Annotated in this window: 13 protein-coding genes and 1 riboswitch; of the genes, 11 read left to right on the top strand and 2 right to left on the bottom strand. The window is 62.0% G+C overall.

The features are described from left to right. Position 1: 1 nt before the first annotated feature. Both purN and purM read right to left on the bottom strand, forming a co-directional pair. Positions 2–652 carry a phosphoribosylglycinamide formyltransferase gene (gene purN, locus CI807_RS28605; RefSeq protein ID WP_095017149.1) on the bottom strand — a complete coding sequence of 217 codons (651 nt, stop codon included), beginning with the start codon at positions 650–652 and terminating at the stop codon, positions 2–4. Next, entirely contained in the window at positions 652–1,710 is a 1,059-nt protein-coding gene (purM, locus tag CI807_RS28600) for a phosphoribosylformylglycinamidine cyclo-ligase (protein ID WP_016976515.1), read from the bottom strand. Before purM ends, purN begins: the two co-directional genes overlap by 1 nt. Positions 1,711–2,052: 342 nt before the next feature. Here purM and CI807_RS28595 point away from each other — a divergent pair, with 342 nt between their 5' ends. From CI807_RS28595 to CI807_RS28545, 11 genes are all read left to right on the top strand, one after another. Then, positions 2,053–3,093, top strand: coding sequence for a DUF2066 domain-containing protein (locus CI807_RS28595; RefSeq protein WP_095017148.1), 1,041 nt, complete (start codon positions 2,053–2,055; stop codon positions 3,091–3,093). 32 nt (positions 3,094–3,125) lie between these two features. Further along, the gene (locus CI807_RS28590; RefSeq protein WP_038847700.1) at positions 3,126–4,199 is read left to right on the top strand and encodes an AI-2E family transporter; all 1,074 of its coding nucleotides are present in this window, start codon (positions 3,126–3,128) and stop codon (positions 4,197–4,199) included. A gap of 203 nt (positions 4,200–4,402) precedes the next feature. Next, entirely contained in the window at positions 4,403–5,107 is a 705-nt protein-coding gene (gene hda / locus CI807_RS28585) for a DnaA regulatory inactivator Hda (RefSeq protein ID WP_010208669.1), read from the top strand. A gap of 213 nt (positions 5,108–5,320) precedes the next feature. Then, positions 5,321–5,950: a C40 family peptidase gene (locus CI807_RS28580; protein WP_016976518.1), complete on the top strand. Its 630-nt coding sequence runs from the start codon at positions 5,321–5,323 to the stop codon at positions 5,948–5,950. Positions 5,951–6,094: 144 nt separating this feature from the next. Continuing rightward, on the top strand, positions 6,095–6,631 hold the full coding sequence (locus CI807_RS28575; protein ID WP_095017147.1) for a C40 family peptidase: 537 nt from the start codon (positions 6,095–6,097) through the stop codon (positions 6,629–6,631). 57 nt (positions 6,632–6,688) lie between these two features. Further along, positions 6,689–6,940, top strand: a riboswitch (cobalamin riboswitch). Between the two features lie 78 nt (positions 6,941–7,018). Beyond that, positions 7,019–7,630, top strand: coding sequence for a cob(I)yrinic acid a,c-diamide adenosyltransferase (gene cobO, locus CI807_RS28570; RefSeq protein WP_010208674.1), 612 nt, complete (start codon positions 7,019–7,021; stop codon positions 7,628–7,630). Continuing rightward, positions 7,627–8,958 (top strand): cobyrinate a,c-diamide synthase, encoded by a 1,332-nt coding sequence (locus CI807_RS28565; RefSeq protein WP_095017146.1) that lies wholly within the window; start codon positions 7,627–7,629, stop codon positions 8,956–8,958. The genes cobO and CI807_RS28565 overlap by 4 nt, the downstream gene beginning before the upstream one ends. Beyond that, positions 8,955–9,605, top strand: coding sequence for a 5,6-dimethylbenzimidazole synthase (bluB, locus tag CI807_RS28560; protein WP_095017145.1), 651 nt, complete (start codon positions 8,955–8,957; stop codon positions 9,603–9,605). Before CI807_RS28565 ends, bluB begins: the two co-directional genes overlap by 4 nt. Then, complete coding sequence (gene cbiB, locus CI807_RS28555) at positions 9,602–10,510, top strand: adenosylcobinamide-phosphate synthase CbiB (protein ID WP_095017144.1); 909 nt, start codon at positions 9,602–9,604, stop codon at positions 10,508–10,510. Before bluB ends, cbiB begins: the two co-directional genes overlap by 4 nt. After that, entirely contained in the window at positions 10,503–11,492 is a 990-nt protein-coding gene (gene cobD, locus CI807_RS28550) for a threonine-phosphate decarboxylase CobD (RefSeq protein WP_095017143.1), read from the top strand. The genes cbiB and cobD overlap by 8 nt, the downstream gene beginning before the upstream one ends. After that, on the top strand, positions 11,489–12,940 hold the full coding sequence (locus CI807_RS28545) for a cobyric acid synthase (RefSeq protein ID WP_095017142.1): 1,452 nt from the start codon (positions 11,489–11,491) through the stop codon (positions 12,938–12,940). The genes cobD and CI807_RS28545 overlap by 4 nt, the downstream gene beginning before the upstream one ends. Positions 12,941–13,131: the final 191 nt, after the last annotated feature.

Below are 13,131 nucleotides of genomic sequence, written 5' to 3'. Positions count from 1 at the left end.
CCTAGGTTCGAATCAAGTGGCCGCTGGCCGCGAGTAACTGACCGTCCAATAATGCACCCTGGTCACCAAGAATCAACCGCCCCTCGGCAAACCAGCGAACCGCCAGCGGGTAAATCCTGTGTTCCTGGGTGTGAACCCGTTGCGCAAGCGTCTGCGCCGAGTCGTCAGACTCTACCGGAACCACTGCCTGTACGACCAGAGGCCCGCCATCGAGTTCCTCGGTGACAAAGTGCACGCTGCAGCCATGCTCGCTGTCGCCGGCATCGAGCGCACGCTGGTGCGTGTGCATGCCTTTGTATTTGGGCAGCAGGGAAGGGTGGATATTGAGCAGGCGCCCTGCGTAATGCCGCACGAAATCAGCGCTGAGGATGCGCATGAAGCCGGCGAGTATCACGAGTTTGGGGTTGAAGGCGTCGATCAGTTCGATCAAGGCGCTGTCGAAGGCCTCGCGACCTTCGAAAGCCTTGTGATCCAGCGAGCGGGTGTCGATACCCGCGTCCCTGGCGCGTTGCAGGCCGTAGGCGTCGCTGCGGTTGGAGATCACCGCAGCAATGCGCACCGGGCTGTCGCCGGTGCGCGTGCTGTCGATCAGGGCCTGCAAGTTACTGCCGGTGCCGGAAAGCAGCACCACGACATCACAGGTCTGAGACATTAATGAGCCTTGAGGTTCTTCAGTTCAACCTGGGCTGCGCCTTCGGCAGCAGTGGCGATCTGACCGATGACCCAAGGCTGCTCGCCAGCTTCACGCAGCACGTTCAGCGCGGTTTCAACGTGCTCTTGTGCCACGCAGATGACCATGCCCACGCCGCAGTTCAGCACGCGGTGCATCTCGGTTTCATCGACGTTGCCTTTCTCTTGCAGCCAGTCGAATACTGCCGGACGCTGCCAGCTGGCCACGTCAACGATGGCCTGGGCGCCTTTTGGCAGCACGCGCGGGATGTTGTCCAGCAGGCCGCCGCCGGTGATGTGGGCCATGGCCTTGACGGCGCCAGTGTCCTTGATCAGCTTGAGCAGAGGCTTGACGTAGATACGGGTCGGGGCCATCAGCAGGTCTGTCAGCGGTTTGCCGTCGAGTTGGGTGTTCTCGATCTCGGCGCCGGACACTTCGATGATCTTGCGGATCAGCGAGTAACCGTTGGAGTGCGGGCCGGAAGAAGGCAGGGCCAGCAGGGCGTCACCGGCGGCAACCTTGGAGCCGTCGATGATCTCGGCTTTTTCCACGACGCCGACGCAGAAGCCGGCCAGGTCGTAGTCTTCGCCTTCGTACATGCCTGGCATTTCAGCGGTTTCGCCGCCGACCAGGGAGCAACCCGACAGTTCGCAGCCAGCGCCGATACCGGTCACCACTTGTGCAGCGGTGTCCACGTTCAGCTTGCCGGTGGCGTAGTAGTCCAGGAAGAACAACGGCTCGGCGCCGCACACCACCAGGTCATTGACGCACATGGCAACCAGGTCGATACCGATGGTGTCGTGCTTGTTCAGGTTCAGTGCCAGGCGCAGCTTGGTGCCCACGCCGTCGGTGCCGGAAACCAGTACAGGCTGCTTGTAGCCGGCCGGGATTTCGCAGAGGGCGCCAAAACCGCCCAGGCCGCCCATGACTTCGGGGCGCGCAGTGCGCTTGGCGACGCTCTTGATGCGTTCGACCAATGCTTCACCGGCGTCGATGTCTACACCGGCGTCCTTGTAGCTCAGGGAGGGTTGCTTGCTCATGATCCAGGCCTTTAGGGGGGATTCAGGGGTAACGACCGAGCGGGCGGGGGCTTTTATAAAGGCCACGCCGTTGACGGTCTGCGAAGGCGCGCGATTTTATCAGGCTTGAGGGGCAGCGGCCATCCTCGGGCCGACGGGCAGGGGCATATGGCGTTAAAAAAATGCTAATCGAGTCTGCTTTGGTGCGTATTAAGGTATAGCCTTTACGGCGCTAGCGTTATGACAGTACGAAAACTTACCAAGACCCTGTGAATGTTTTACCGGTCGCCGTGGTCACAGCCTTGGCAAACCGAGTTCACGCGGTCTGTTCCAGCCGCTAAATTTGTCGTTCGGGAATCTTCCATGCGTCTGTGTAAATTCTTCTTTGTAGGCTGCTTGTCGTTGGTCAGCCTGGCGAGTCATGCCGAAACCCTCAATGGCCTTTATCAAGTACTCGAACCCGTCAGCAGCCAGTCGCCCCAAGAGCGCGACCAGGCCACCCAGCGCGCCGTGCAGACCCTGGTGATCCGCCTGACCGGCGACGCCAAGGCCGCCGACGGCCCGGGCCTGGCGGCCGTTCGTAAAGATCCGCAACAAATCATCAGCCAATACGGCTACGACGCTGGCCCACCGGAAAGCCTGCAAGTGGATTTCGACCCGGTAAGCACTGATCGTGTCTTGCGTGAAGCCGGCTTGTCGATCTGGGGCAGCAATCGGCCGTCGATCCTCGGCTGGTGGCTGAACGACTCCACCGAAGGCAGCAGCCTGGTGGGTGATGGCCAGACCGTCGCCCAGGCGCTGCGCCGTGCCGCGCAACACCGGGGCTTGCCGCTGCGCTTGCCTCTAGGCGACCTGGATGAGCAGGTGGTCGCCACCGCGCCGAACCTGGAAAGTGCTGACGCTACACCGTTGCGCGCCGCCTCCGAGCGTTACGGCGCCGACGCTTTGCTGGCCGTGCATGCGCGCCAGGAAGGCAGCCAATGGCAAGCCAAATGGCGCCTGTGGCTGGGCGACAAGAGCGAGCAGGGCACTGCGCAAGGGGCCGACACTGGCGCCGTGGCGGATGCGGTGATGCTGGCAGTCAGTCAGAAGCTCGCGCCGCGGTTTGCGGTCAAGCCCGGCGTGAGCACCGAGCAATTGCTGGAGGTGCAAGGCATGACCCTTGAGCGTTATGCCACCCTGGGTCATTTGCTCGAACCTTTCGGTGGTCAACCACAGCTCGTGGACGGCAATCGCATTGTGTATCGCGTCAACGGCAGTGCCGATCAGTTGCGCACGCAGTTGAGCCTGGCCAAGTTGCAGGAAATCCCTGCCGGTGAGGCGCCGGTCCAACAACCGGTGACCGATAGCACTCAACCTGCAGTTGCCCCAGAGCCTCAGGCGCAGCTGCGTTTTCGTTGGTAACAGTTTTCTTCTATATATAGACGGAGTGGTTTATGGCGGATACGCGTCGTTGGGTGTGGCTTGGCGGGATTGTCCTGCTGTGCGTTTTTGTGTTCCTGCTGCATTCGATCCTGACGCCGTTCCTGGTCGCGTTGCTGCTGGCCTATCTGTTCGATCCGGTGGTGGATCGCCTGGAAAAAGCCGGGTTGTCGCGAACCTGGGGCGTGGTGGCAGTGTTCGCCCTGTTTACCTTGATCATCACGGCGTTGGTGCTGGTGCTGGTGCCGATGCTGGCCAAGCAACTGTTTCGCCTGTATGAGCTGGCGCCGCAGATGCTCGATTGGTTGCAGCACACAGCGATGCCGTGGGCCCAGGCCAAGTTGGGGTTGTCGGATGGTTTCTGGAAGTTCGACAAGGTCAAGGCGGCCATCAGCGAGCATATGGGGCAGACCACCGATATCGTCGGTGTGGTCCTCAGTCAGGCGACGGCGTCCAGCCTGGCGTTGATCGGCTGGCTGACCAACCTGGTGCTGATCCCGGTGGTGGCGTTCTACCTGCTGCGCGACTGGGACATCATGATGGCCAAGATTCGCAGCCTGCTGCCGCGCAATCGTGAGGAGCGCATTGTCTCGTTGGCCGAAGAGTGCCATGAGGTGCTGGGCGCCTTCGTGCGCGGCCAGTTACTGGTGATGCTGGCCCTGGGAATCATCTACGCCGCCGGCTTGATGGCCATCGGCCTGGAGCTGGGCCTGTTGATCGGCCTGATCGCCGGTCTCGCCGCCATCGTGCCGTATATGGGCTTTGTGATTGGTATCGGTGCGGCGTTGGTGGCGGGGTTGTTCCAGTTTGGCGGCGACCTCTACCCGATGCTGGGGATCGTGGCGGTGTTCATGGTTGGCCAGGCCCTCGAAGGCATGGTGCTGACGCCGTTGCTGGTGGGTGATCGGATCGGCCTGCACCCGGTGGCGGTGATCTTTGCGATCCTGGCGGGCGGTGAGTTGTTTGGTTTTACGGGCATCCTGCTGGCGCTGCCGGTGGCGGCGGTGATCATGGTGCTGGTGCGCCATGTACACGATTTGTATAAGGATTCGGATGTGTACACGGGGGTTGAAGACCCCGATCTGTAATCGCTCTGCCACAAACCCGGCCCAAGCCGGGTTTGTTGTTTCTGGAGCCGGGGCGTCAAACAATCTGCGTAAATCCAACAAGTTAACGCAAACCTTTGATTTTGCTTGGGGTCTGTTGCATTGTGCGCCCGGCGTCACGGGTATAAACTTTGCAAACTTTACACAGAGGCCACTAACGGTTCGTTTGGAGCCGTTCAGTCAGCATGAAACCGATTCAGCTGCCCTTGGGTGTGCGTCTGCGTGACGACGCCACCTTTATCAACTACTACCCAGGCGCCAATGCCGCTGCACTCGGCTATGTCGAGCGGCTCTGCGAAGCCGACGCCGGGTGGACCGAAAGCCTGATCTATCTGTGGGGCAAGCACGGCGTAGGGCGTACCCACCTGTTGCAGGCCGCATGCCTGCGTTTCGAGCAGATGGGTGAACCGGCGGTTTACCTGCCCCTGGCTGAGTTGATGGATCGCGGTATCGGCATCTTCGACCATCTTGAACAGTACGAACTGGTGTGCCTCGATGATTTGCAGGCGATCGCTGGCAAGGCAGAGTGGGAAGAGGCGCTGTTTCACCTGTTCAATCGCTTGCGTGACAGTGGCCGGCGCTTGCTGATTGCCGCGTCCACCTCGCCGCGCGAGTTACCGATCAAGCTGGCCGACCTCAAGTCGCGCATGACCCTGGCGCTGATTTTCCAGATGCGCCCGCTGTCCGATGAAGACAAATTGCGTGCCTTGCAATTGCGCGCATCGCGTCGCGGCCTGCACCTTACAGACGAGGTGGGGCATTTTATTCTCACCCGCGGCACGCGCAGCATGAGCGCGTTGTTCGACCTGCTCGAACAGCTCGATCAGGCTTCCTTGCAGGCCCAGCGCAAGCTGACGATTCCCTTCTTGAAAGAAACCTTGGGTTGGTAGTCAGCCCGCTGTTTTCGCGGCTTTCGGCAGATTCCAGGCGCCAGAAAACCTGCGTTTGAGCCGGTTTGGCTACGCAAAAGGCAGATATAGGGTGTTAAGGGCTTAGATGTCATAGTCCAAACAAGAAGTCACATAGATCACGATTGAATTTGCAAATCGATGTGATAGAGGGCATAGTCTCGTCTTCTTTACATATCAGCCACGGTCGTGCCCATGCTAAATCGCTTCGCACCCCTCGTGCCTCTCGCACTCGTTACCCTGTTGTTTGGTTGCGCATCCCACCCTCAACAGGTGGCAGAACAGCAAAAACCACAGGTTCAAAATCAGGCAAAATTCGTTGCTGCACAGTCTGCTTCTGTTTATGAAGAAGAGCTGGCAACGGAAAAAGAACTGGCCAATTTCTCCGGTAGCAAGCCTTACCAGCTTCCTGTTCTGGCCGACAGCATCCTCGAACGCGGCATGTCCCTGATCGGTACCCGTTACCGTTTCGGCGGCACCTCTGAAGCCGGCTTCGACTGCAGCGGCTTCATCGGCTACCTGTTTCGCGAAGAAGCGGGCATGAACCTGCCTCGCTCCACCCGCGAAATGATCAACGTGGATGCACCGTTGGTCGCGCGCAACAACCTCAAGCCCGGTGATCTGCTTTTCTTCAGTACAGCGGGCCGCGGCCGTGTAAGCCATGCCGGTATCTACCTGGGCGATAACCAGTTTATCCACTCCAGCAGTCGTCGCAGTGGCGGTGTTCGGGTCGATAACCTGGGCGACAGTTACTGGAGTAAAACCTTCATCGAAGCCAAGCGCGCACTCGCCATGGCCCCGACGACGGTTACCGCTAGCAAGTAAACTTAAAGTGATACTTGAAGTTTGACGTGTAAGCGCTAGAATCCCTGGACATTGTTGTAATCCGTTCGCGCGAGCTTTGCTTGCGCGTTCTGGTTTTCAGCGTTCGGCAGCGAAAGCCGCATCCAGACCAGGATTGTTCTGCCCATGTCGACCTCGGCCCGCCTGATCCTTCTTCTTTGCGCCGCGCTGCTCAGCGCCTGCGCAAGTCGTCCACCGCCCGCGCCTGTAGCGGTTAAGCCCAAGCCGGTGTTCAACTATTCCACCCAGAATTTCTCGCCTGCGGCCGAAGACGTACTCTTCCGCGCGCTGGGCCTGGTCGGCACGCCTTACCGTTGGGGTGGCAACACACCGGACTCCGGGTTTGATTGCAGTGGCCTGATCGGGTTTGTCTTCCGCGACGCTGCTGGCATTTCCCTGCCGCGTACCACCCGTGAACTGATCGTGATGCGCGCGCAGGATGTCAGCGAGCAGAACCTGCAGACCGGCGACTTGCTGTTCTTCGCCACGGGCGGCGGTTCACAGGTCAGCCACGCCGGGATCTACGTCGGCGAAGGCCGCTTTGTGCACGCGCCGCAAACCGGCGGTACAGTGAAGTTGGACACCTTGTCCAAGGCGTATTGGCAGAATGCCTACCTGAGCGCCAAGCGCGTATTGCCGGGGAATCTGGCGCGGAATCCCTGAATCGGCAGAGATCCAAATGTGGTGGGTTTAATTGACGCTCCACCCCCAACCCACTAACCTTCGCCGCTTGTTCCAGGTGCTCTGTGACCCATGGGTCGACCGAGTGAAACAGGGAAGCCGGTGAGTGAGCGCACTTGTACACAGTGCCGCCGCGATTCCGGCGCTGCCCCCGCAACGGTAAATGAGTCAAGACGCTGCCTTTTGCCACTGTATCGCTCGCGATATGGGAAGGCGCAGCGTCGGTCTGCGCGTCTATAAGGCGCGCGCCACTCATGAGCCCGGAGACCGGCCTGCAACATCCAACAGCATCACGGTGGGCGATGCTTGGCTGTCTGTTTTTTCTTTTTCCTGCCCGCCGTTTTTGTCCAGCCCCAACGGAGAGCTGCCATGACCGATTCCCCCGACCGCGACGAACGCCACCTGGCGCGCATGCTGCGCAAAAAAGCCGTGATCGATGAACGCATCGCCAATTCCCCGAACGAGTGCGGCCTGCTGCTGGTGCTGACCGGCAACGGCAAAGGCAAGAGCAGCTCCGCGTTCGGCATGCTGGCCCGGGCCATGGGCCACGGCATGCAGTGCGGCGTGGTGCAGTTCATCAAGGGGCGCAACAGTACGGGTGAAGAGTTGTTCTTCCGCCGTTTCCCCGAGCAAGTGCGCTTTCATGTGATGGGCGAAGGCTTTACCTGGGAAACCCAAGACCGCCAGCGCGACATCGCCGCCGCCGAAGCCGCCTGGGCGGTTTCACGCGAGCTGCTGCAGGACCCTTCTATTGGTCTTGTCGTACTTGATGAGCTGAACATCGCCCTCAAGCACGGCTATCTCGACCTGGACCAGGTACTCAGCGACCTGCAAGCCCGTCCGCCGATGCAACACGTGGTGGTCACCGGCCGTGGCGCCAAGCCTGAACTGATCGAAATGGGCGACACCGTCACCGAAATGGGCATGCTCAAGCACGCGTTCCAGGCCGGTATCAAGGCACAGAAGGGCGTCGAACTTTGAATCAGCCCCGTCATTGCCCGGCCGTCTTGATCGCCGCACCGGCGTCCGGCCAGGGCAAAACCACCGTCACCGCCGCACTGGCCCGCTTGCACCGCAACCTGGGGCGCAAGGTGCGGGTGTTCAAATGCGGCCCGGACTTCCTCGACCCGATGATCCACGAACGCGCCAGCGGTGCGCCGGTGTATCAATTGGACATGTGGATGGTGGGCGAGCAGGAAAGTCGCCGCTTGCTGTGGGAAGCGGCGGGGGATGCGGACCTGATCCTGATCGAAGGCGTGATGGGCCTGTTCGACGGCACGCCATCCAGCGCCGACCTGGCGCGACACTTCGGCGTGCCCGTCTTGGGCGTGATTGACGGCACCGCCATGGCCCAGACTTTTGGCGCGTTGGCCCTGGGCCTGGCGCGTTATCAGCCAGACTTGCCGTTCGCCGGCGTGCTGGCCAATCGCGTCGGCACCCTGCGCCATGCGCAATTGCTCGAAGGCAGCCTCACCGAAGGCCTGCGCTGGTACGGCGCGTTGTCTCGCGAGACCGGTATCGAACTGCCTAGTCGTCACTTGGGTCTGGTGCAGGCGAGCGAACTGAATGACCTCGATGTACGTCTCGATGCCGCCGCCCAAGCGCTGGGCAGCAGTTGTGAAGTCGCCTTGCCGCCGCCAGTGACCTTTGCTGCACCGGAAGTGATCGAAGCCAAGCCACTGCTCAACGGCGTGCGCATCGCCGTGGCCCGCGACGAAGCCTTCGCGTTCACCTATGGCGCCAGCCTTGACCTGTTGCGGGCAATGGGCGCCGAGCTGAAGTTCTTCTCGCCGATCCATGATCGCCAATTGCCGGACGCCGACAGCCTCTACCTGCCCGGTGGTTACCCGGAGCTGCACCACCAGGCGCTGTCGGAAAATACCCCGATGCTCGACGCCATCCGCGCTCATCATGCCGCCGGCAAACCGCTGCTCGCCGAATGCGGCGGCATGCTCTACCTGCTGGACTCGTTGACTGATGTCGACGGCACTCGCGCCGAATTGGTCGGCTTGCTGCAAGGCGATGCGGTAATGCAGAAGAAACTCGCGGCCTTGGCGCTGCAAAATGTCGAATTGCCCGAAGGCACACTGCGCGGCCATACCTATCACCACTCGCTGACCACAACCGAATGGCAGCCGATTGCCCGTGGCCTGAGCCCGAATGGCGGGCGCGGTGCCGAGGCGGTTTATCGGCAGGGGCGGATGACGGCGTCCTACGTACACTTCTATTTCCCCTCGAATCCCCAGGCGGTGGCCGCATTGTTCGCGCCCGATCTTGTAGGAGCCGGCTTGCCGGCGATGAGGCCATGACCGACAACGCCTTTCCCGAGGCCGACCGTCAGGCCGTCTACCGTGCCATCGCCGAACGCCGCGACATGCGCCATTTCAGCGGCGGCACTGTCGCCCCCGAATTACTCCACCGCCTGCTCCAGGCCGCGCACCAGGCACCCAGCGTCGGCCTGATGCAGCCCTGGCGTTTTATCCGCATCAGCGACCGCCAACTGCGTAGTCAGATTCAACAGTTGGTGGAAGAAGAGCGCGTACGCACCGCCGAAGCCCTGGGCGAGCGTTCCGACGAGTTCATGAAGCTCAAGGTCGAAGGCATTCACGACTGCGCCGAAGTGCTGGTGGCGGCGTTGATGGATGATCGTGAGCGGCACATCTTTGGCCGGCGCACCTTGCCGGAAATGGACATGGCGTCATTGTCCTGTGCTATCCAGAATCTGTGGCTGGCGGCCCGAGTAGAAGGGCTGGGCATGGGCTGGGTCTCGCTGTTCGAGCCCCAGGCCCTGGCCGATCTGCTGGGTTTACCGCCCGGCGCGAAACCCTTGGCCGTGCTGTGCCTGGGGCCGGTGGCCGAGTTCTACCCGGCACCGATGTTGCAACTCGAAGGCTGGACCGAGCCTCGGCCGCTGAGTGACATGGTGTATGAGAATGGGTGGGGAGTGAGTCAATGAGTGTGGCCTTGCTGTGTGTCGCTGCAGTCGCGCTGGATGCGCTGCTGGGCGAACCCAGGCGCTGGCATCCGCTGGTGGCGTTCGGTAATTTCGCCGGGCGCATCGAGCAACGTTTCAATACTGGTGGTCGTGGCTGGCGCAGCCATGGCGTGACTGCATGGTTTATCGCCGTGGTGCCGCTGACTCTGCTGGCCACGGCGTTATCCTGGGCACCTTACATCGGCTGGGTATTGGAGATCCTGGCGCTGTATTGCGCCCTTGGCATGCGCAGCCTCGGTGAGCATGTGATCCCGGTGGCCCAGGCCTTGCGCAGTGATGACCTGGAAGAAGCACGCAAGCGCGTGAGCTACCTGGTGAGCCGTCAGACCAGTGAACTGGACAGCACTGAAGTCGCCCGCGCCGCCACCGAGTCGGTGCTGGAGAACGGCAGCGATGCGGTCTTTGCTGCGATTTTCTGGTTTGTCGTCGCGGGTGTGCCGGGCGTGGTGCTTTACCGTCTGAGCAACACCCTCGACGCGATGTGGGGCTATCGCAACGAACGCTTCGAACGCTTCGGCTGGGCCGCGGCAAAGATCGACGACGTGCTCAACTACATTCCTGCGCGCCTGGTGGCCTTGACCTACGCCGTACTGGGCAAGACGCGCCTGGCGCTCAAATGCTGGCGCACCCAAGGCCCGACCTGGGACAGCCCCAACGCCGGTCCGGTCATGGCGGCCGGTGCCGGCGCCCTGGGCGTGGAGTTGGGCGGTGCCGCGATCTATCACGGCGAACTGCATCAGCGTCCGCAATTGGGTGAAGGGCCGGCGGCGGATGCCGATTCCATCGAGCGGGGCTGGCAACTGGTGCAGCGCGGCGTATGGTTGTGGCTGCTGATCCTATGCGCGGGGGCGCAATTCTATGCTTGAGCACGGTGGCCGGCTGCGCAAGGCGGCGATTCAATACGGGATAGCCGAGGCCGATTGGCTAGACCTGTCCAGCGGCCTCGCGCCCTGGCCCTGGCCGATACCCGAGATCCCCCTGCGGGCCTGGGCGCGCCTGCCAGAAACCGACGATGGCCTGGAGCGGGCCGCCAGCGAATACTACGGCGCTGTACACCTGTTGCCAGTGCCCGGTTCTCAGGCCGCCATCCAGTTGCTGCCTCGTCTGCGCCGCGCCGGCAAAGTCGGCGTGTTGTCACCGTGCTACGCGGAACACGCCGAAGCCTGGCGCCGCGCCGGCTATGTGGTGCGCGAAGTGCAGGAGCAGGAAGTCGACTTCTTTCTCGATGGCCTCGACGTGCTGGTGGTGGTCAACCCCAACAATCCCACCGGCCTGAGCCTGACCCCGCAACGCTTGTTGGACTGGCACTCGCGGCTGGCACAGCGCGGCGGTTGGCTGGTGGTGGATGAAGCATTCATGGACGTCACCCCGCAACTGAGCCTGGCGGGCCAGGCCCATCAGGTTGGCCTGATCGTGTTGCGTTCATTCGGCAAATTCTTCGGCCTGGCCGGGGTGCGGCTGGGCTTTGTGTTGGCCGAGCGCAAGCTGCTCAAGTTGCTGGCCGAGCAGGTCGGCCCCTGGGCGGTCAGCGGACCGACGCGAGTGTTGGGCCAGGTGTGCTTGCGCGACACGGCCGGGCATGTGCGCCAGCGCACGCGTTGCATCGAGGCGGGCCAGCGTCTGTTTGCCTTGCTGGAGCGCCACGGCTTCCAGCCCCAGGGCGGCTGCGCGTTGTTTCAATGGCTGATCACGCCCCACGCCGAACGCCTGCACGAATTCATGGCCCAGCGCGGCATCCTGCTCCGGCTGTTTGTCCACGACAGCAGTCTGCGCTTTGGCCTGCCCGACACCGAGGCTGATTGGCGACGCCTGGACCAAGCCCTGGTCGCCTATAAGGACGCCACATGAGTACGCTGATGGTGCAAGGCACCACCTCCGACGCCGGCAAAAGTACCTTGGTGACGGCGCTGTGCCGCTGGCTGGTGCGCCAGGGCGTGGCGGTGGCGCCGTTCAAGCCGCAGAACATGGCGCTTAACAGCGCTGTGACCGCCGAAGGCGGCGAAATCGGCCGCGCCCAGGCCGTGCAGGCCCAGGCCGCCCATCTGGCGCCGCACACCGACATGAACCCGGTGTTGCTCAAGCCCAACAGCGACACCGGCTCCCAAGTGATCATCCATGGTCGTGCCGTCACCAGCATGAACGCGGTGGCCTATCACGACTACAAAGCCATCGCGATGCAGGCGGTGCTGGCCTCCCACGCCCGCTTGAGTCAGGCCTACCCGGTGGTGATGGTGGAAGGCGCGGGCTCCCCGGCGGAGATCAACCTGCGCGCCAATGACATCGCCAACATGGGCTTCGCCGAGGCGGTGGATTGCCCGGTGTTGCTGATCGCCGATATTAATCGTGGCGGGGTGTTTGCCCATCTGGTAGGCACCCTGGAACTGCTGTCGCCCACGGAGCAGGCGCGGGTCAAAGGTTTCATCATCAACCGTTTTCGCGGTGACATCGCGCTGCTGCAGCCCGGCCTGGACTGGCTGGAAGCGCGCACCGGCAAGCCGGTGGTGGGCGTGTTGCCCTACGTGATGGACCTGCACCTGGAAGCCGAAGACGGTATCGATCAGCGCCAGATCGACAAGGCGGCCCAGGTACTCAAGGTGGTGGTGCCCGTGCTGCCGCGCATCAGCAACCACACGGATTTCGACCCGTTGCGCCTGCATCCCCAAGTGGATCTGCAATTTATTGGGCCTGGCCAGCCGATCCCGGCTGCCGACCTGATCATCCTCCCCGGCTCGAAAAGCGTGCGCAGCGACTTGGCCTATCTGCGCGCCAACGGCTGGGACACGGCCGTGGCGCGGCACTTGCGCTATGGCGGCAAGGTACTGGGTATTTGCGGTGGCCTGCAGATGCTTGGCGAGCAGGTGCATGACCCGTTGGGCCTGGAAGGGGCTGCCGGTTCCAGCGATGGCCTGGGGTTGCTGGCGTTCAGCACCACGCTGGAAGAAGAGAAGCAGTTGCGTAATGTGCGTGGGCGGTTGGTGTTGGAGGATGCCGAGGTCAGTGGTTATGAGATTCATGCGGGTGTGACGACGGGGGATGCGCTGTCGAACGCTGCTGTGGTCCTGGAGGACGGTCGCCGTGATGGCGCGCAAAGTGCCGATGGGCAAATTCTTGGGACCTACCTGCATGGTTTGTTTGAAAGCCCGGCGGCGTGTAGCGCTTTGCTGCGTTGGGCTGGATTGCAGGACGTGCAGGCCGTGGATTACCACGGGTTGCGTGAGCGCGATATCGAGCGTTTGGCGGACCTGGTGGAGAACCACCTGGACACTGATTTATTACGCGAACTGTGTGGGGTTTGACGGTGAGTACGCGGTCCCAATGTGGGAGCGGGCTTGCTCGCGAAGGCGGTGTTTCGGTGTACATATCCGTTGCTGCGGTAACGGCTGCTTACGGTTCCGCTCTTACAGCGGGTCACTTTTGGAAAGACCCAAAAGTAACCAAAAGGTCTTCGCCCCACCACTCGGTGCCTCGCCTAGGCTCGGCATGCCCT

Origin of the sequence: Pseudomonas sp. NS1(2017) (assembly GCF_002269425.1) — a bacterium.
Lineage (GTDB): Bacteria > Pseudomonadota > Gammaproteobacteria > Pseudomonadales > Pseudomonadaceae > Aquipseudomonas > Aquipseudomonas reactans.
The sequence above is the reverse complement of the archived record's forward strand: the minus strand, read 5'-3'. Positions and strand labels throughout refer to the sequence as shown.

Bases quoted from the DNA above. Each gene is read 5' to 3' on its own strand.
- cobO (WP_010208674.1), top strand. From the start codon at position 7,019: ATGACCGATTCCCCCGACCGCGACGAACGCCACCTGGCGCGCATGCTG.
- CI807_RS28590 (WP_038847700.1), top strand. From the start codon at position 3,126: ATGGCGGATACGCGTCGTTGGGTGTGGCTTGGCGGGATTGTCCTGCTG.
- bluB (WP_095017145.1), top strand. From the start codon at position 8,955: ATGACCGACAACGCCTTTCCCGAGGCCGACCGTCAGGCCGTCTACCGT.
- purM (WP_016976515.1), bottom strand. From the start codon at position 1,710: ATGAGCAAGCAACCCTCCCTGAGCTACAAGGACGCCGGTGTAGACATC.
- purN (WP_095017149.1), bottom strand. From the start codon at position 652: ATGTCTCAGACCTGTGATGTCGTGGTGCTGCTTTCCGGCACCGGCAGT.
- CI807_RS28580 (WP_016976518.1), top strand. From the start codon at position 5,321: ATGCTAAATCGCTTCGCACCCCTCGTGCCTCTCGCACTCGTTACCCTG.
- cobD (WP_095017143.1), top strand. From the start codon at position 10,503: ATGCTTGAGCACGGTGGCCGGCTGCGCAAGGCGGCGATTCAATACGGG.
- CI807_RS28545 (WP_095017142.1), top strand. From the start codon at position 11,489: ATGAGTACGCTGATGGTGCAAGGCACCACCTCCGACGCCGGCAAAAGT.
- CI807_RS28575 (WP_095017147.1), top strand. From the start codon at position 6,095: ATGTCGACCTCGGCCCGCCTGATCCTTCTTCTTTGCGCCGCGCTGCTC.
- CI807_RS28595 (WP_095017148.1), top strand. From the start codon at position 2,053: ATGCGTCTGTGTAAATTCTTCTTTGTAGGCTGCTTGTCGTTGGTCAGC.
- cbiB (WP_095017144.1), top strand. From the start codon at position 9,602: ATGAGTGTGGCCTTGCTGTGTGTCGCTGCAGTCGCGCTGGATGCGCTG.
- hda (WP_010208669.1), top strand. From the start codon at position 4,403: ATGAAACCGATTCAGCTGCCCTTGGGTGTGCGTCTGCGTGACGACGCC.